The following is a 17,650-nucleotide window of genomic DNA, read 5'->3' on the forward strand; positions in this document are numbered from 1 at the left end:
TTTACCCATCATTCACGGTTGGGCATCGTTATTCGGGAATTATTTTGCAATGACCTTTCGTGGAGATATTCACGGCTGTATCATTCCGGTCCTTTGCGCCATGCCTTACAAAAGAGGCGAGTACGCAAATGGAAAAAACAATGATTACATTCAACGACCTCCCGGAGGTTGTGGCTCAGCTTCGGGACGAGGTGATGAGCCTGAGAAATCTGCTTACGGAGCAGCGCAGTGAGAACAATGCAAAGGCGGTGGACACCCATGTGCCAATGTCAGTGGAAGAGGCGGCGGAATATCTGGGCATTCCCAAGGGAACACTCTACATGAAGCTGTCGGAGGGAAGCATTCCTGCCACTAAGCCCGGCAAACGCTATTGTCTTTATAGAGACGAGCTGGACAAATGGCTGGAATCCTCCCGTAAGAATCCCGTACCCCTGTCCGATGAGGAACTCTGCGAATCCATATCCTCCTCCCACCGCCGCAAGCCCGGTCAACGTAATTGGTAAACGTCATGGAAGAGGACAAGAATTATATCAGTCTGATACATGGCGACCTGACGAGGGCGACCCAAGTGCAGCACGGGATGCCGGACAGCATCGGTGCAATGAGTATCAAGACCGCAAACCGGACGATACTTGAAGCATCGCTGCTGCCCATGCCCCGTGCGCTGTGGGACAGTTTCTGGTATGAGGGGGAACTGTCCTGCCTCTTTGCGGATTCCAATGTGGGCAAGTCCATCCTTGCCGTGCAGATAGCCGACCGTATCGCCCGGACGGACAATGTGCTGTATCTGGACTTTGAACTGTCCGAAAAGCAGTTCCAGCTCCGCTATACCAACGAGCATGGAAAGCCCTACACTTTTCCCGAAAAGCTGTACCGGGTTTCGCTTGACTGCAATTCGTTGCTGGAAGCCGATTTCGAGGAAGCCATCATGGGAGGCATTGAGCAGATGGCTCTGCAAACCGGGTGCAAGATTTTCATCGTTGACAATCTTACCTATTTGTGCTGTGCTATGGAGAAAGGCGATGCGGCAGGACGGCTGATGATACAGCTCAACAACCTCAAAAAGAAATACGGGTTGTCCGTCCTTGTGCTGGCGCATACTCCAAAACGCTCTTTGGACTGCCCCATCACGTCCAACGACCTTGCTGGCAGCAAACGGCTTTACAATTTCTTTGACAGCGTGTTTGCCATCGGAAAGAGTGCGCAGGACGGAGGGCTTCGCTATGTAAAACAGCTCAAAGTCCGATATGGGACATTCTCCCACGATGCGGACAATGTAATCATCTACGAGATTGAAAAGATGGATGCTTTTCTGCAATTTGTGTTCAGGGGCTATTCAACGGAAAAGGAACACTTGAAAAAACTTGGCGACAATGAATCCAGCCAGAGGGATTACCAAATATTACAACTGTCCCAGTCGGGGAAGTCCGTCAGGGAAATAGCCTCACAGGTAAATTGCGGAAAATCCACCGTCAGCCGGATAATCCAGCGCAACAGGAAAGTGGAGGAATCAGCCGCCCCAAGTGTCCCGCTGTCCCAACCCGTAGGAAACGGGACGGTGGGACAATATGGGACAGGTGGGACAACGGAGGAAACAAGGCAGACGGGGCTGTTTATCGGTCAGGAAAGAGAGGAGGACAAGCAATGAAACAGCCTGTACATATCTGTATGAAGGATAACCGCCTTGTTTATCGGAGCGGTAACTTCCAGAGTGTCCCAAGGTGTCCCACTGTCCCGACCCACAGGACGTGGGACAATGGGACAGGACGGGACGGTAATAATTTCATTGAAAAATAGAGGAGGCAAGCAATGGGTAATTATACATTACAGAAATATAAAGGAACGGCAACACGGCATACCTGTCCGAACTGCGGGGACAGGCGTTCTTTCACATACTATGTGGATGAAAGCGGTACGCCCCTGCACCCGTCTGTCGGCAGGTGCAACCACGAAAGCAGTTGCGGGTATCATTACACTCCAAAGGAGTATTTCCATGACCACCCCGAATGCCGTACTGCCAACGGTTTCTCTTTTGACAGGCAAAAGTCGGAACAGAAGTCCGTACAGAAACCACGGCAAGCAGCCATAGGCTACATACCGCCAAAGTATGTGGAGAGGTCGCAAAGCGTGCATAGCAATTTTTTCCGCTTCATTTCATCGCTCCTTGATTCTTATTACGGCAGCAAGGCAAAGGAAGTGTTGAAGAGGTTGCTGGAAGAGTACCGTTTGGGGGCTACCCGTGACGGGGCAGTCATCTTCTGGCAGATAGACCGCACAGGCAGGGTACGCACGGGCAAGGTGATGCAGTACAATCCCAATGACGGACACCGTGTCAAGGACGGACAGGCATCGGCAGTGGACTGGATACACAGCCTGCTTAAAAGGCGGCATGAGCTGGCAGAGGAATGGCAACTGTCCCAATGCCTGTTCGGTGAACACCTGCTGGGCACTTATCCCGATAAGGTCGTGGTCTTGGTGGAATCCGAAAAGAGTGCCGTTATCGGCTCTGCCATCTTCCCCGGTTATGTATGGCTGGCGACAGGCGGCAAGAGCCAGCTGAGAGAGGAAAAGCTCCGTGTGCTGACCGGGCGCACCGTGCTCCTCTTTCCCGATGCGGACGGCTATGCGGAATGGAAACAGCGTGCCGGGAGCATGACCTATTGCAAGACGGTCGTGTCTGACATCATTGAGAAGAATGCCACCCCGGAGCAGAAAGCGGCACATATTGACATAGCCGACTGGATTGTCTTCCAGATACGGGAAAGCAAAATAAATTGTACAGCCGACCACTTGGTCGAGGCGGAAAGAATCCTCTGCCGGATGATAGAAAAGAATCCCGTCCTGCAAAAGCTAATAGATGATTTTGACCTTGTACTGGTCGGTGCATCCCCAATCGGCAACAGCGGTGAAAACCCTCCTTAACGGAGGAGAACGGAAGCCGTAGGCTGTGGGTAACAGACAATGGCTTGCCATTGATATAGCCCACTATAACTACACGCTCCGCTTCCGTAGTTGTGGGCTCTCCCGAGGGGATTAAGGCTTTGCCCTAATAACCCACTCAGGGCGTTTCACCCCTGAGAACCCAGAGCAAAGAGTGACCCTCTCTTTGCAATCTCCGCTTATGGGTGGTTGTACCCCTAAGAACCCCGTGCGGTTATGAGCGGACAGCAATAAGTTTAATCAACAACCCAAATCATATTTTGAAAATATGGCTACAAAAAGCAGTATACACATCAAGCCTTGCAAGACCTCGTCAAGCGAGGCTCATAATCGAAGGAGTGCCGAGTACATGCGTAATATCGGCAAGTCCCAAATTTACATTGTGCCCGAACTCACTGCCAATAATGAGCAGTGGATAAATCCCGGCTTCGGCAATCCCGACCTGCAGGCGCACTATGACTACATTAAGCGGATGGTCAAAGAAAAGACAGGTCGTGCCATGCAGGAAAAGGAGCGTGAACGCAAGGGAAAGAACGGAAAGATAATCAAGGTGGCGGGATGCTCACCAATCCGTGAGGGTGTGTTGCTCATCCGACCGGACACGACACTGGCAGACGTACAAAAATTTGGCGAGGAATGCCAAAGACGCTGGGGCATCACACCGCTCCAAATCTTCCTGCACAAGGACGAGGGGCATTGGCTGGGCGGACAACCCACCCAAGAAGACAAAGAAAGTTTCAAGGTGGGCGAAAAATGGTTCAAGCCAAATTACCATGCGCATATCGTGTTCGACTGGATGAACCATGACACAGGCAAGAGCCGCAAGCTCAATGACGAGGATATGACCGAAATGCAGAGCTTGGCATCCGATATTCTCATGATGGAACGTGGACAGTCAAAGGCTGTTACAGCTAGGGAACATTTGGAACGTAACGACTTTATCATTGAGAAACAGAAGGAGGAAATGAAGCGGCTTGATGCCACAAGGCAATACCGGGAATATCAGTTGGAAATGGCTAATCAAAAGATGCAAGAAACTGAAAGCATTACCAACGCCCTTATCGAAAAAGCAAATGAGAAAGAACGACAGAGCGAAGACCTTGACCGGGCTATCAGCGAAAAACGCTCCAAGCTAAACAGGGAAAAAGGGAGCGAACTTCTGAATGCCGCTGTCGGCTGGGCTACCGGGAAATCGAAAGCCCTGAGAAATGAAATAGAGGATTTGCGCAATGAGATTTCCACGCACGAGGAAACCATTGAGCGGTTACAGGATAAAATCCAAACCATACAGAGTGACCACCATCGGGAACTGATGAAACTGGAAAGTAGGCATCAATCAGAGTTGAGCCGCAAGGAAGCGGAACATACGCAGGAGACCACAAGGTTGAAAAACCGGATTGCATGGCAAAGCCATATCATCGACTGCCTCAGTTTCCTGCTGCTCAAAACAAACGACATCTTCCGCAAGGCTGTTTACTGTGTCGTCCGTTTTGCCCGTGATTATTACAAGTCCCGTTTTGATACGGAACAGGTGTCGGACATCAAGAGTGCCCTTAACCTGTTCGGGGAGGACAGACAATCACTCCGGGCTGCCAGAGATTTCCTGTATTTCACCGCCAAGCAAAAGGGCGGGTTTGACAATCGGGAACAAATCAAAGCCAGACGGGAAGTTGACAATGTGGTGGAAGGGAATTATGACCAACAGCCGAAAAGAGGTTTTTCGATGAGAAAATAAAAGCCATAATGTAAAATAGTCAACTAAACAATTAAAAGGGATAGTGTCTATCCTCTCCCCTTTAATTACTTGAATAAAGACTGATATTCATCATCGTCTTGCATCTTTTTAACTAAAAACTCAACCCATTTTTCTGTATATAGATAACTATTATTAGGTTCATCATATAAACAGTATTCTGGCTTTGTTTTTTCAGGGTTATCTGAATTCCTTTCTGGACGAACTTCATATTTTTTCCAACACCTCGTATGAGTATCGGAATTAAATTTATTAACTTGTTTTTTCCCTCTTATAATCTTAGGGTTACCTAACCGTTCCTGAACTTGTTGTATTACGGTGGCAGGTTTTAATGTCCCTTTATTTACAACTGGAATATGCTTTTCCTTGATTAGTCCTGCGATTCTTTCAACTTTCTTTTTTTCATCATCTGTCAGTTTATCATATGGGAAGAACTGAACAGGAAGAGCATCTACTGACTTATGGTTGGCAACTTGAATCAAGAATGCTTTAAAAGAATACTCTCCGCTCTGCATAATATCTGTACTTATTGACGCTCTATATTTATCAATAAATCGAGTAATTTTTTGAGCATCTTTGCTCATTTTTATCCCCATTGCAAGAGTTCTCGAAGAGGGAAATAGTTGCAATGCAAAGGACAAAGACTCTCTTAGGCAATAATCTTCACCAAACTCTTTCTCTACAATCTTATCAAAATTTAGCAATAGAGCTTGGCACTCTGCGAAAATATTAGCATCTAATTCTGGTAAGAATTTATGCTCCAATTTATTTCTTAATGGAATAAAGAGTTCGATGTTTTTCCTTATTGCACAATCTTCTCCTTTGAAGTATTCTTTTACACATGTGGCTAACTCCCAAAATTGAATTTCTCCATCAACTCTTTTAAATCGTACTTTATTTTTTTCTCGATAAAATGGTTTTATCCCCCTTTTGAAAAATATTGCATGAAACAATGATGTCCATGCGATACACATTAAAACAATGTACCCACCTGATTTAAATTTCACAGCAGGTTTATTATATGTTTCAACTGACAACAAAGCAGAATCCAATGCTTTATCCAAACATAATTTAACATTTAAAGGTAATCCTCTACTCATAATATATTTTTGCGTACAAATAAATATAATCAAAAAATGATAACCAGATAGGATATGAAACTTTATAGCTAACTTTCGTTATCCGAATCCGCATAAAGTTCACATTGCCGGATAACGGTTTCGAGAGCAGCCTCTTGTTCCTCTGGTGGGTATTTGTACTTTTTCAACAATCGCTTCACCATAGAGCGCATCTTGGCACGGGCTGATTCTTTCTGTCGCCAATCAATGGTCTTGCTACTACGCAGGGCTTCAGTCAGTTCTTTTGCCATAGCAACAAGTTGGCTGTTTTCATAGAAATCTCTTACGGCTTGCGGCTTTGTCAAAGCATCATAGAAAGCCTGTTCTTCCTCGGTCAGTCCCAATTCAGATGCTTGTCCCGCATTGGCTTTCAGTTCTTGCGCCATTTTGAGAAGCTCCTTAATCACTTCCTCGTTGGAGATAAGCCCACGGAGGTATTCAGCAAGCCGGGCATCAAGCATTTCACTGAATTTCTCGGCTTCAACCATTCTTTTTTTAGCATATTTCTTGATGTGTTCTTCAAGCAGCCGTTTGAGCAATTCGAGAGCAAAATTCTTCTCTTTCATCTCGGCTATCTCTTTCAGGAAATTCTCATCAAAGAGTGAAAATTCCGAGCCTTTTGTATTGAGAATTTCCACAATTCCCTCTGCCTTGATTGCAACTTTCAACAGTTGTGTGATGCGTTCGTCTATAATTTTACGGGTAATTTTATTGTTTCCCGAAAGGCGCAAGAGCAATGTCCGTACAGCTTCAAAATATGCTTCTTCAAAACGTTCTGCAGGGGTGAGCAAACTGCGGCAAAGCGAAGCAGCCTGTGACAAGCGTTTGCTTTCTTCCATAAAGACTTTTCTCGCCTCGGCAGGAACGGCATCCACAAGAATAATGTTACCATTTTCATCAGTTTGAGTGGTAGGTTCGGACGAGACAAGGTTATCCTTATCAAGCAACACGTTCACACCACCTCTAATGAGGTTAGCACGCTGCAGATTGGAACAATCGGAAAAAGAGGAATAATCGTAATCGTTCATACATTCCCGGCAACGCTTGAGTGCGGCGACGAACTGTTGATAGGCGGTTGTCTTGATGTTCGGGTCGCCGTAGTTTTTCTTGTCACGTCCTGTATAGTCGTGCATGGCCTTTTTGAGAGCCTTGGCAATGCCGATGTAGTCCACTACTAAACCGCCGCTCTTTTCGGGAAACACACGGTTTACACGGGCGATAGCCTGCATAAGATTATGTCCTTTCATCGGCTTGTAAACATACATTGTGGCAAGCGATGGAACATCAAAGCCTGTGAGCCACATATCGACTACGATAGCGATTTTTAGCGGTGAATTGTTATCTTTGAACTGGCGAGCCAGTTCTTCTTTACGTGCGGCAGAGCCAATGATGTCGTTCCATTCTACAGGGTCTTGGTTTCCTTGCGTCATAACTACGCAGATAATATCTTTCCATTGAGGACGAAGCTCCATCAACTTTTTATATATGTCTATACCAGTAGCACGGTCAATCGCTACTATCATGGCTTTTCCGGTGAGCAAGTCGGCACGGTTGTTTTCATAGTGATTTATGATGTCCTTGCAAAGTGTGTCGATGGTTTGTGGGGCTGAAAGCAAGGCGCGTAGCCGTGCATTTTCACTCTTTGAACGTTTGATGTCCTGTTCGTCAGCACCTTCTTCCGCCAGTTTATCATACTCGTCATCCAACAATTTGAGCGTGTCCTCGTCCAAATCCAATTTTACCAAACGACTCTCGTAATAGACAGGCACGGTAGCACCATCTTCCACGGCTTGGGTCATGTCGTAGATGTCAATGTAGTTGCCAAACACCTCTCTCGTGTCGTTGTCGTCTTGTTCAATAGGCGTACCGGTGAAGCCAATAAAAGCCGCATTGGGCAGGAGTTTGCGCACGATAGCCGCAAAGCCGAGTTTCAGTTCTCCAGTTTGTGTATCAATCTTTGTCTTGGTGTTTGATTGTGTGCGGTGGGCTTCGTCGCTAATCACAATCACATCCGAACGGCTGGTGATGAGCTTATCACGGTCTTTGAACTTTTGGATATTGGCAAAGATTATCCCGTGGCTCTTGCGCTTTTCGAGCAATTCATAGAGGTTTTCGCCATCAGTAGCTTTGATTGGTTTTTGGCGCAAATAGTCGCTGCACGATGCAAAAGTGCTGTGCAGTTGGTCGTTCAAGTCAAGACGGTCGGTTAGCACAAGCAAGGTCGCACTAAGCAGATTTTTCAAGAGTTGGTGGGCATAGAACACCATCGAAAGGCTCTTGCCCGAACCTTGTGTGTGCCAGAATACGCCGATTTTTCCATCATTGCGTTGCAGGGCTTGTTTGGTACATTCAAGGGCTTTCTTCACGGCAAAATACTGGTGATAGCCAGCGAGTATGCGTATCTTCTTATCGCCACCCATTGTAAGGGTAAAGTTAGCAATTATATCAATGACCCGATGCTTCTCAAATATGCCGTTGAAGAATGTTTCAAAGTCGGCAAACGCCGTGCTTTCATAGCTTCCATCCGTGGTTTTCCATTCCATATATCGGTCAAGCGGTGCGGTAATCGTGCCTACTCGTGTGTCTGCCATATCACTTATCACGAGCATTTGGCAAGCAGTGAAAAGTTGCGGAACAATGCGCATATAGTTCTGCAACTGTTGGTGGGCTTCCTCCGAGTTCGTCACTTCACGGGAAGGGGATTTCAACTCAACAACGGAGATTGGCAGTCCGTTGATGAATACCACTATGTCGGCACGTTTGGTGGATTTGCCATTTGTAACCGTCCATTGGTTGGCAACCACAAAAGAATTGTTGTTGATATTGTCTGTGTCGATTATCTTGATATGGTCGCTACGCAATGAGCCTTGAGCGGTTTTGAAGGTCACATCCAGCCCATTTTGCAGCCAATCGGTGAGGGTTATGTTTGCACTTACCAAAGGTTGGCTGAATTGTTCTCTGATTTTGCGGATGGCTTCATCCACGGCGGCGACTTTGTCCGCTCCGTTTATAGCCAACATTGCCTTACGCAATGCTCCCGGTATGGTGGAATCGGTAAGTTCCCTGCTGGTATCTGCGTCAAGTTCCGGGCTATAATGGTATTCATAGCCCATATCCTTGAACAATGAGATTATCGTTTGTTCGTATGAATCTTCTGTGAAATGAAACGTCTTAGGCATAATAGGTTGGCATTAAATTATCATTTATCCGGCGGTTCAGCTCGATTTTATAATCAATAGAGGAAAGAATCTCCGTAATACGTTTCTGTTCTTCAAGAGGAGGTAGTTTTAATGACAATCTCTTTAAATCATCAATAGTAATTTGAGATTGAGCTGAACCAGTATCTAAATACCTTAGATTTGATAATTTGTATTTATAGTAAAAATATAGTGGCTCGCATATCTTATTATCCAATTCAACTGCTATCGATAAATTCGTTAGGAAACAATCCTCGCTGGAAATTTTAACATCGCCTGTTCCACCTACGCCACGAGCAACCACAATGATAGTTCCTTTGCGACAATTATAAGTTGTTGCAAATCCTACATTTCTATATCCAGACCAAATTGGATATGAACCGTTATTTTGCTTTGGAGGTAGTTTCCCATATTTCATATTGGAAATATCTCCTAATTTATATTCTTTCCACTGTTCCATAAATGAGAATTTAGCTATTGGTTTGACCATCTAATTTAGCTTCTATCTCCTTGATGGACGGCATTGTGCCTTCCACCTTTTCGGGATATAGCTTTTCAAGCTCATATTCGGATATTCCGAGGGGCTGACTGCTTGATTCAAGCGCATATTGAGCCAGAGTGTTGCTCTTTTGTTTGCAAATAAGCAATCCTATCGTAGGATTGTCACGCCCTTCTTTGCGGAGAAGGTGATTGCAAGCCACAACATAACCGCCTAACTGCCCGACATCGGCAAAGTCAAACTCGCCTATCTTAACCTCTACCACCACATAACAGGACAGTTTTAGGTTATAAAAGAGCAAATCGATAAATTTTTCTTTTTCAGCAATTTGCAAGCGATACTCTTTGCCTACATAAGCAAAGCCTGTACCAAGCTCCAGCAAAAAGTTTGTGATGTTGGTAAGCAATGCGTCTTTAAGGGCACGCTCGTTGTATTTTCCTCGTAATTTAGTAAAAGAGAAGTTATAAGGGTCACGTGTTATTTCCTGCGCTAAATCACTGTCTGTATTAAGAAGTGTACTCTTGAAATTGGTCTGCGCTTTGCCGCTGCGTTCATACAGGTCTGTTCCCAGCATATTGAGCAACATATCCCTGCTCCAACCATTTTCCAAAGTCTGGCGGACATAGAACAGAGCCTTGTCGGACTCGTCCGAGCATTTGTCGATTATATAGCGATGATGCCCCCAAGGTACAGAGAATAAATCCGATTGCAATCTTTCCACAAGCTGTGGAAGATTTGCCTTTTTAGATTCTTCCACAAGTTGTGGCAGAATTGTAATCTGTTGGTTATAAAGCGAGTAAAAGCGTTTTGCGTAGCGGATTGAGGTTTCAGATAGTCCTTCAACATTGGGTAACTCATGGCGCAAGTCACGGCTCAATGTGGCGTAAAACTTACTGCCATACTTGTTGTCCGCTTGCTTTTCCTCAATGTCTTTGCCAAGCTCCCAATAAAAACGGAGCATTTCATTGTTTACCTTTACAGCCGCCTTGATTTGGCTACTGCGATAACGCTTTACGAGTTCCTTGACCCATAGCGTGTAATCTTTATCTAATATGCCGATTGATTTATCCATAACCTTATTATATTTCGTTTATTGTCAGTTCGCCAGACATCAGCTTCGGGAGAAGCGCATCGCGAATATTCTCTAATTTAGTAATTTCCAATCGTCTATCAATGATAGATTGAAACAACGGATTTATTCGAGCGTTAATTTCCAACATATTCAGATTTGTAGGAATAGCAACTTCTGCATTTTCAAGGTCACCACGCCTTATATGCCCCATTGTTACAGCTTTATCTTTTGCAATGAGTTTGAATTTCTTTAAATGACGGTTTGTCCAATAATAAACAAACCACCGTGGATAGTTTTTCAACGGAGTAACTTTAAATAAATGTTGGTTTAATCCACATTTACCTCCACACCAAACATCAACCATAAGAGTTCCAGACCATGAGAATATAATATCCTCATTGTCTATAATGTAATCTGCATCTATGGAATCCGAACAGCGGTCGCTACAATCATCGCATTTACGTTGTCCCAATTCTTTTATTTTAAGTACTGGTAAACTTCGTTCAATATCAGTTGCCGGAAATTTCTGCATTGCCAACCCGTTTAGATAGACGGCTATATCAGTCAAACATCCCATAATAGAATCTTCAAGATATATGCTTCCACTGTCAAAGTAGTGGTCGAACAATGCCTGCGCCTGCTGCTCTAAATTATCATTTATCCGGCGGTTCAGCACGATTTTCATTTCAATATCCCAGAGCAATTTGCTTATTTGATTACGTTGCTCCTTACAAGGGCACATGAAAGCATAGTCTTCTATATTTGCTTTCGTTATCATCCTAACAGTAGTTCCTGTTTGGCACGACCGTATGTGACGAATGTAGGCAGGGGTTTTAAGAAGCCAATATATATAGTCGATTGGAAACTCAGGAGATTTGGGAACAACTTTATAGAGATTTGCGCCAAAAACCATTTTCTTCCCCTTGAATTTTTGAGGTACGATAGCTGGCATACCTAAAATTGGAAGATTGTCGGATTGTTGCCGTGTAGCTAAAACTATATCACCAGCTTCAACCGAATACCTTTCGGGAAATTCTCCTGCGTAAGGGCGCATTCCTTTTTCAAGGAATAATTCAGAATAAGACACACAGCCCATGCCAAGCAATAATGACTCTCCTTTTCCAAGATACTCCCCTTTATAGGCAAAGCCACTGACAATGCTTAGTATATCTGACAATTTGTATTCTTTCCACTGTTCCATAAATGAGAATTTAGCGGTTAAAATTATTGATTTTTAGTTCACCTGACATCAGCTTTGGGAGAAGTGAATCTCGCAAAGTGGTCAATTTGTTATTTTGAATGTCATTCCGCGTTATAACCTCCTTCATTTTCAGATAGAGGTTATTAAATTCGGCTACAACATCAGGTGTTGGATATATTGTTTTAATCAAAGAGAAATCGTCATATCCCAATGATTGTCTAACACCGCCAATAGCTCTTAATGCGACCTCATCTTTAAATACCGCAGTCCTTTTATAAAAGTCAAAGAAATAGTGGTAATTCGGTTCACACTTAAAGACAACATAAACCGGGCTAACGCAGCCGACAAAATCATATTCGTTTAATCCAATAGAACCGATGTTGATACGAGCTGGATTATAGGCAAACGACAACGGATTAACTATCAAATATTTCGACAAGTTTTTGCTAAACACTTGCTTTGTGAAATATTCCTCTGATAGAACCAATTCACCTGAATTTACAGGAGAAAGAACGGTTACATCTTCTCGATTACCAACTTTCTCAGTAACTTGTTTCGTAACTTCGCCCAAGCAAACAACCCTCCAACCTTTTGGTATCATTCCAAGTTCCGAATCCACAAATTCGCCGTCCTTGAATGGCTCGAAATCCACAAACCACGACTTGAACAACGCCTGTGCCTGCTGCTCTAAATTATCATTTCCACGCTTATTTTTGGGAAATGATGTTCTTCTGCCGTATGTCGAACAACACCACATGCTAATTTATGAATTTACGGTGTGAGAGTTTTACGTTGCTTTGATTAACCATAGCATAGTGCATGGTCGTGTCAATCTTGACATGACCAAGCAACCGTTGCACTTGTTCGACAGGCATACCTTTGTCGATAGCCATTGTAGCCAATGTGCGCCGGAACTTATGAGGATGAACACGTACAATCTTAGCCGAGCGGCCAAGTTTGCGCAGACGTGTTTCCACGCCCGAAATACCCAAACGCTTGTGCGGCTTAGCCAATGAAACAAAGAGTGCCTTATTTCGGTCTTTGCGAGAAGCCAAGTATTGTTGCAGATGTATCTTTGCCCGGGCATTAAAGTAAACGATACGTTCCTTGTTCCCTTTGCCGAAAACAATACATTCACGCTCGTTGAAGTTGATGTCCTCACGGTTAAGTTTCACCAACTCGCCCACACGCATACCAGTGGAAGCCAATATGTCAATGATGGCAAGGTCGCGGATTTCGGTGCAACTGTCACGGAGCTGTTCGATATTCTCATCGCTCAATACCTCTTTTACTTGTGTTCCGGTCTTAACCTTGTGTATTCTGCGGACGGGGCTTTTGATGATGTAATCTTCTTCTTCAAGCCAAGCAAAGAATGAAGAAAATATCCGGCGGATGTTGTCGATAGTTACACGGCTTGACTTGTTCTTCCGCTGGAACACGGCAAGATAGGCCCTGATGTCCTCGGTGGTGTAATCTGTTACCTTTTTAGGCATCTTTTTGAACAACTGCCGAATGGTAGAGCCATAGTATTTGATAGTCGGAGTGGTGCAGCCCTCCACTTGTTTTGCAGACAAGAAGATGTCAAGCAGACGGTCATTCGACACTGCATTTTCATGCAATGTCTCGCCGTCCTCGGTAATAGTGTACTGGCTTACAACCTGAAGCAATACGCTATTAAGGTGAGCTACTTGTTCAAAACTTAACACTTCTGCCATTGCGGTGCTGATTTCTTGGATTAATTTCTCTTTCATATCTTCGTTATTTTTGGGTGAACATAACGAAGAGTAGAAGTTTTTTACTTAACGGTAAAGCCAATTCTTGCCAACTGCTTGCGGATTTCATTTTCAAGTGTATGCGATTGGGCGAACAAATCCGACAGTTCGGAAGTAAGCCTCTCCATCTTCTCTTGGAACGGTTCACCGTCATCCTCCACTTCCGCAATGCCAACGTAACGACCGGGAGTAAGGATAAAGTCTTGCTTTTCTATATCCTCAATGGTTGCAATTGCAGAGAAGCCTTTTTCAGTTTCCAGCGTTCCGGCACGGAACTGTTCAAAGGTTTCTGCAATCCGTCCGATGTCATTACCGTGGTCTTCGGTTTCTTCACCACACGACAGTTCACGGTGTGTACGGTCTTTCATATAGCCCATGTTGCGAGCGTCAATGAAAAGCGTCTTGCCCGGTTGAGCCTTTTTCTTCGTCAAGAACCAAAGGCAGCAAGGTATCTGCACATTATAAAACAACTGCGACGGCATAGCTACAATGCCCTCTACCAAATCTGCATTGACAATGTTTTTGCGGATTTCGCCCTCTGTGCCTTGCTGTGAGGAAAGCGAGCCGTTGGCAAGCACTAATCCGATGCGTCCGTTGTCCGCCAAGTGATAAAGCATATGCTGCATCCAAGCAAAGTTGGCGTTGCCCTCCGGCGGTATGCCATATTGCCAGCGAGGGTCGTCACGCAGTTGGTCGCCGCCCCATTTGGAAATGTTGAACGGTGGATTAGCCATGACGAAATCCGCTTTGAGGAACGGATGTTTGTCATCGTGGAATGAATCGCCGAAGCTGTCGCCAAAGTTAGCCTCAATGCCACAAATGGCAAGATTCATTTGTGCCAATTTCCATGTGTTGCTGTTGAGTTCCTGCCCGTAAACAGAAATTTGGTTGATATTACCTCGGTGACGTTCGATAAACTTACTACTCTGTACAAACATACCTCCCGAACCACAAGCCGGGTCAAAGATTTTTCCTTTGTAGGGTTGGATAACCTCAACAATGGTGCGGACAACACATGATGGAGTGTAGAACTCACCGCCTTTCTTACCTTCTTCACGAGCGAACTCTCCAAGGAAGTATTCATATACACGCCCGAGCACATCACGGGCTTCTGTTCCTGTGAAATGCAGGTTGTTTTCAAAAATATCAATTACATTGCCCAAGCGGCGTTTGTCGAGTTCTGGACGGGCATAGTTTTTCGGGAGAATGCTTTTAAGCTGCCTGTTCTCCTGCTCCAACGCTTCCATTGCTGTATCAATGACAACTCCTATTTCAGCAGTAAGCGAAGCCTTGACGATTTTATCCCAACGGGCATCTGTAGGAACAAAAAAGATGTTGTCACCGATATATTCATCAGGGTCTTCCTCAAAGCCGGCACCCTCTGCTACAAGTTCATCGTGCTTAACTTTGAAGCAGTCGTTGATGTATTTTAAGAATACAAGTCCGAGCACTACACTTTTGTATTCGGCAGCATCAAGGTTGCCGCGTAATTCGTTTGCTGAATCCCACAAAGTTTGCTCGATGGTCTTCTTTGCTACATCTTTTGTTTTTGCCTTTTTTGCCATGGTCGTATATAAAAGTAAAACTCCATCACTATCCCTGCGAGGCAGACCAAAGCCTATAAGACAGCGAAGGAGTTTCGTATGTTATTTATTCTTATTCTTCAGGTCATTAGCGCAGTTGCTTTTTCAGTCACAAAGGTAATGCCTTTTCGTGGATTTTCTTGTATAATTCAAAAAAAGTGTATGTATGCACAAAATATAAACACTTTGCGATGTAGGTTTGGTGTCTGCTTATTTCAAGATTGCTCATTAGTATTTTGGTAAGATTACTTCAGAAAACCACACTAAATTCTATAAATATACTATATTTGCGAAGGCTTGTATAATGAGCCCCAATTAATGTGGAACATAGAGCGCAGATAGCACTGGAATGTGAAAGAACAGCCTATATTGAAGTTCCAAGAGAGTTAAGAATTAATAAAAGCGTTAAATATTCGCCCTTCAGAATGTACCATTAAAGATTAAGGCCATATTTCTGATTTATTACATACAAGATATTGAGTAACAATCGGTTGTAAATACGAATGATACAATAGAAATAATGAAGGTTTAGCGGATACATTGAATGTTGTTCAACAGGGAAAATCAGTTTTGGAATTGACATTAGAAACGGCTGGTTCCTTAAAAAGAAAAATGGAAATATTGAATATTGATTATTTAAAGGTTAAAAAAATTGTCCTTGAAGGTGATATTAACGGATCTGATATCAGGCTGATTAGGGAAATGGCTGGTGTGAATTATATAGAGAAGGAAACAAATGGTGTTCTTGAATATTTAGATCTCACTAATGTTAATATAGTGGAAGGAGGCGAAATATATTGCTATCCTGATTCTTATAAACCAGGGACTCTTGATAAATATGAGGATTGCTATACTAAAAATAATGTTATTGGGAATTGTATGTTTCGTAAATGTAAATCTCTTAAAAAAGTATTATTGCCTTATTCTTGTGTAAAGATAGAAAATGAATCTTTTGCTTATTGTAAAAATCTTATTGAGGTTAAACTATTTGACAATGTAGCGACTATTGGAGGATTTTGTTTTTATTCATGTTCTCTTCTACAGAAAATAAATTTACCGAATTCTATTAAGATGATTGGTGATTCTACATTTAGTAATGGTTCTACATTTAGTGGTTGTTCTTCTTTAGAATCTATTGATTTGCCAGATAAAATTACTTGCATACATGCAAATTCATTTAGCTATTGTTCTTCTTTGAAAGAAATAGTGATACCGAAATCAGTAACATATATTGAAGGATATGCTTTCGCATATTGTTCAAATTTAAAATCAATTATTGTTTCTGATAGTGTTACGGGATTTCCAGAAACTACATTTTATGATTGTACTTCCTTGGAAAAAATCATATTTGGTACTGGATTAAAAACGGGTGGGGTATTTTGGGACAGTAAATATATTAAGGAAATACATTGTAGGTCAACTATTCCTCCTTCAATAATCGGTTTTAATAATGAGGTTTATAATAATGCAACATTGTATGTCCCTAAGGGGTGCAATGAAGCATACCATACAGCAATAATGTGGAGAGAGTTCAAAACTATAGTTGAGGAATGAATTGATAATTTGTTGTACTATCAAAAGGCGTACTATATGGGAATAATATCTTTAATAATTTCGATTATCTCTATAAGCATATCGGTTATTGTCACCGGAATTCCATTTTATTGCAAATATATAGAAAAGAAAACAAAAATAGCATTGATTGCTTGTGATGGAGTAATCAGGGATGATATGATACGTATTGTGGTTACCTATGTAAATAAGAACTGGCAAAATGCAGTAATAACCAATAGCTATATTGCCCTTTGCCATCCTAAGTTATTAAATGAGTTTACGAAATTGAATCATGCATATAGTTGTAAGCCATTTAATCCAGTTGCGATAACGGAGAAAATGCATGCGTCTATCGAACTTGAATATTCTTTATCAGAGTTGAAAGAAGTGGATTTGGAAAATGCAGATGTGTATGTACATACTGAATATATAGATTCTCAAGGCCAGAGGCTGTCTGATAGTCATAGGATAGGAAACCTGTGCATGAGTGGAATAAGTACTAAGATGGTCTTAATAGAGTCTACTATATATGAGTTACAAGGAAGAAGTATTTTAATGTCTATGAAACTTTAGTTGTTGGCGTGAGCAGGAAGCATCACTTCCTGCTCACGCCCTTTCTCGCATTTAGCAATACTCCCTTCTGAACCAAAGCTCGAATATAGGGTCGGAGAAAGCATACTTGTTTCCTTCTTTCTCAATGAAATCACGTTTTGTCAGCATACGCTTGTTGCGTGTGATGGTCTGTGCACTGCCCAATTCATATTTCCGCACTACGGGGATGGAGTTGAAGCGGTATTCACCGTCGGCTACAGCACGAAGCATGGCAGTTTGGGCAGCAGTCAGGTTCTCGGTGTCGTTCATGAACATAGGCATGTTGGTGTCTATCAGTTGGCGGGTACGGATTTCGAGGCACTATAAAATATTTTGTGTAAATGTAAAATACGGGATTCAGTATGGGTTC

General features: G+C 43.2%; 15 protein-coding genes. 6 read left to right on the forward strand and 9 right to left on the reverse strand.

Translation table 11 applies throughout. The features are described 5' to 3' along the window. The first annotated feature begins 128 nt into the window (after positions 1 to 128). The 4 genes from DXD78_RS14765 to DXD78_RS14780 all read left to right on the forward strand — a co-directional run bounded on the left by DXD78_RS14765 (position 129) and on the right by DXD78_RS14780 (position 4,675). Positions 129 to 503, forward strand: a complete 375-nt coding sequence (locus DXD78_RS14765; RefSeq protein WP_005638545.1) for an excisionase family DNA-binding protein — start codon at positions 129 to 131, stop codon at positions 501 to 503. A gap of 5 nt (positions 504 to 508) precedes the next feature. Beyond that, entirely contained in the window at positions 509 to 1,648 is a 1,140-nt protein-coding gene (locus DXD78_RS14770) for an AAA family ATPase (protein ID WP_005638548.1), read from the forward strand. A 161-nt stretch (positions 1,649 to 1,809) separates the two neighbouring features. Beyond that, positions 1,810 to 2,922 (forward strand): DUF6371 domain-containing protein, encoded by a 1,113-nt coding sequence (locus DXD78_RS14775; protein ID WP_005823427.1) that lies wholly within the window; start codon positions 1,810 to 1,812, stop codon positions 2,920 to 2,922. 286 nt (positions 2,923 to 3,208) lie between these two features. Further along, positions 3,209 to 4,675, forward strand: a complete 1,467-nt coding sequence (locus tag DXD78_RS14780; RefSeq protein WP_005638551.1) for a hypothetical protein — start codon at positions 3,209 to 3,211, stop codon at positions 4,673 to 4,675. A gap of 65 nt (positions 4,676 to 4,740) precedes the next feature. On the opposite strand, the gene DXD78_RS14785 is transcribed toward DXD78_RS14780, so the two are convergent. The 8 genes from DXD78_RS14785 to DXD78_RS14820 form a co-directional block, all read right to left on the reverse strand. Continuing rightward, complete coding sequence (locus DXD78_RS14785; RefSeq protein WP_005638553.1) at positions 4,741 to 5,793, reverse strand: DUF3644 domain-containing protein; 1,053 nt, start codon at positions 5,791 to 5,793, stop codon at positions 4,741 to 4,743. Between the two features lie 68 nt (positions 5,794 to 5,861). Next, on the reverse strand, positions 5,862 to 8,990 hold the full coding sequence (locus tag DXD78_RS14790; RefSeq protein ID WP_005638554.1) for a type I restriction endonuclease subunit R: 3,129 nt from the start codon (positions 8,988 to 8,990) through the stop codon (positions 5,862 to 5,864). Then, on the reverse strand, positions 8,983 to 9,468 hold the full coding sequence (locus DXD78_RS14795) for a restriction endonuclease subunit S (RefSeq protein ID WP_005823429.1): 486 nt from the start codon (positions 9,466 to 9,468) through the stop codon (positions 8,983 to 8,985). The genes DXD78_RS14790 and DXD78_RS14795 overlap by 8 nt, the downstream gene beginning before the upstream one ends. A 10-nt stretch (positions 9,469 to 9,478) precedes the next feature. Next, on the reverse strand, positions 9,479 to 10,579 hold the full coding sequence (locus tag DXD78_RS14800; RefSeq protein WP_005638559.1) for a YhcG family protein: 1,101 nt from the start codon (positions 10,577 to 10,579) through the stop codon (positions 9,479 to 9,481). 7 nt (positions 10,580 to 10,586) lie between these two features. Beyond that, positions 10,587 to 11,780, reverse strand: a complete 1,194-nt coding sequence (locus DXD78_RS14805; protein WP_005638561.1) for a restriction endonuclease subunit S — start codon at positions 11,778 to 11,780, stop codon at positions 10,587 to 10,589. 10 nt (positions 11,781 to 11,790) lie between these two features. Continuing rightward, positions 11,791 to 12,537: a restriction endonuclease subunit S gene (locus DXD78_RS14810; RefSeq protein WP_005638565.1), complete on the reverse strand. Its 747-nt coding sequence runs from the start codon at positions 12,535 to 12,537 to the stop codon at positions 11,791 to 11,793. 1 nt (position 12,538) lies between these two features. Then, positions 12,539 to 13,531: a site-specific tyrosine recombinase/integron integrase gene (gene xerA, locus DXD78_RS14815; protein WP_005638568.1), complete on the reverse strand. Its 993-nt coding sequence runs from the start codon at positions 13,529 to 13,531 to the stop codon at positions 12,539 to 12,541. 44 nt (positions 13,532 to 13,575) lie between these two features. Further along, positions 13,576 to 15,117, reverse strand: coding sequence for a class I SAM-dependent DNA methyltransferase (locus DXD78_RS14820; protein WP_005638571.1), 1,542 nt, complete (start codon positions 15,115 to 15,117; stop codon positions 13,576 to 13,578). A 630-nt stretch (positions 15,118 to 15,747) separates the two neighbouring features. On the opposite strand from DXD78_RS14820, the gene DXD78_RS14825 reads away from it, so the two are divergent. Together DXD78_RS14825 and DXD78_RS14830 are read left to right on the forward strand one after the other, a co-directional pair. Further along, a complete protein-coding gene (locus tag DXD78_RS14825; protein WP_117652799.1) occupies positions 15,748 to 16,689 on the forward strand; it encodes a leucine-rich repeat domain-containing protein in 942 nt (313 codons plus the stop codon). Positions 16,690 to 16,725: 36 nt separating this feature from the next. Then, positions 16,726 to 17,262 (forward strand): hypothetical protein, encoded by a 537-nt coding sequence (locus DXD78_RS14830; protein ID WP_009037556.1) that lies wholly within the window; start codon positions 16,726 to 16,728, stop codon positions 17,260 to 17,262. Between the two features lie 51 nt (positions 17,263 to 17,313). Here DXD78_RS14830 and DXD78_RS14835 read toward each other — a convergent pair whose 3' ends face one another. Then, positions 17,314 to 17,556 (reverse strand): hypothetical protein, encoded by a 243-nt coding sequence (locus DXD78_RS14835; RefSeq protein WP_233534018.1) that lies wholly within the window; start codon positions 17,554 to 17,556, stop codon positions 17,314 to 17,316. Positions 17,557 to 17,650: the final 94 nt, after the last annotated feature.

The sequence above is a fragment of the Bacteroides sp. D20 genome (genome assembly GCF_003436255.1).
In the GTDB taxonomy this organism is placed as follows: domain Bacteria; phylum Bacteroidota; class Bacteroidia; order Bacteroidales; family Bacteroidaceae; genus Bacteroides; species Bacteroides uniformis.

Coding starts and splice junctions, on each gene's coding strand:
- DXD78_RS14830 (WP_009037556.1), top strand. CDS start 16,726: ATGGGAATAATATCTTTAATAATTTCGATTATCTCTATAAGCATATCG.
- DXD78_RS14810 (WP_005638565.1), bottom strand. CDS start 12,537: ATGTGGTGTTGTTCGACATACGGCAGAAGAACATCATTTCCCAAAAAT.
- DXD78_RS14805 (WP_005638561.1), bottom strand. CDS start 11,780: ATGGAACAGTGGAAAGAATACAAATTGTCAGATATACTAAGCATTGTC.
- DXD78_RS14775 (WP_005823427.1), top strand. CDS start 1,810: ATGGGTAATTATACATTACAGAAATATAAAGGAACGGCAACACGGCAT.
- DXD78_RS14780 (WP_005638551.1), top strand. CDS start 3,209: ATGGCTACAAAAAGCAGTATACACATCAAGCCTTGCAAGACCTCGTCA.
- DXD78_RS14820 (WP_005638571.1), bottom strand. CDS start 15,117: ATGGCAAAAAAGGCAAAAACAAAAGATGTAGCAAAGAAGACCATCGAG.
- DXD78_RS14785 (WP_005638553.1), bottom strand. CDS start 5,793: ATGAGTAGAGGATTACCTTTAAATGTTAAATTATGTTTGGATAAAGCA.
- DXD78_RS14835 (WP_233534018.1), bottom strand. CDS start 17,556: ATGTTCATGAACGACACCGAGAACCTGACTGCTGCCCAAACTGCCATG.
- xerA (WP_005638568.1), bottom strand. CDS start 13,531: ATGAAAGAGAAATTAATCCAAGAAATCAGCACCGCAATGGCAGAAGTG.
- DXD78_RS14790 (WP_005638554.1), bottom strand. CDS start 8,990: ATGCCTAAGACGTTTCATTTCACAGAAGATTCATACGAACAAACGATA.
- DXD78_RS14795 (WP_005823429.1), bottom strand. CDS start 9,468: ATGGAACAGTGGAAAGAATATAAATTAGGAGATATTTCCAATATGAAA.
- DXD78_RS14800 (WP_005638559.1), bottom strand. CDS start 10,579: ATGGATAAATCAATCGGCATATTAGATAAAGATTACACGCTATGGGTC.
- DXD78_RS14770 (WP_005638548.1), top strand. CDS start 509: ATGGAAGAGGACAAGAATTATATCAGTCTGATACATGGCGACCTGACG.
- DXD78_RS14765 (WP_005638545.1), top strand. CDS start 129: ATGGAAAAAACAATGATTACATTCAACGACCTCCCGGAGGTTGTGGCT.
- DXD78_RS14825 (WP_117652799.1), top strand. CDS start 15,748: ATGGAAATATTGAATATTGATTATTTAAAGGTTAAAAAAATTGTCCTT.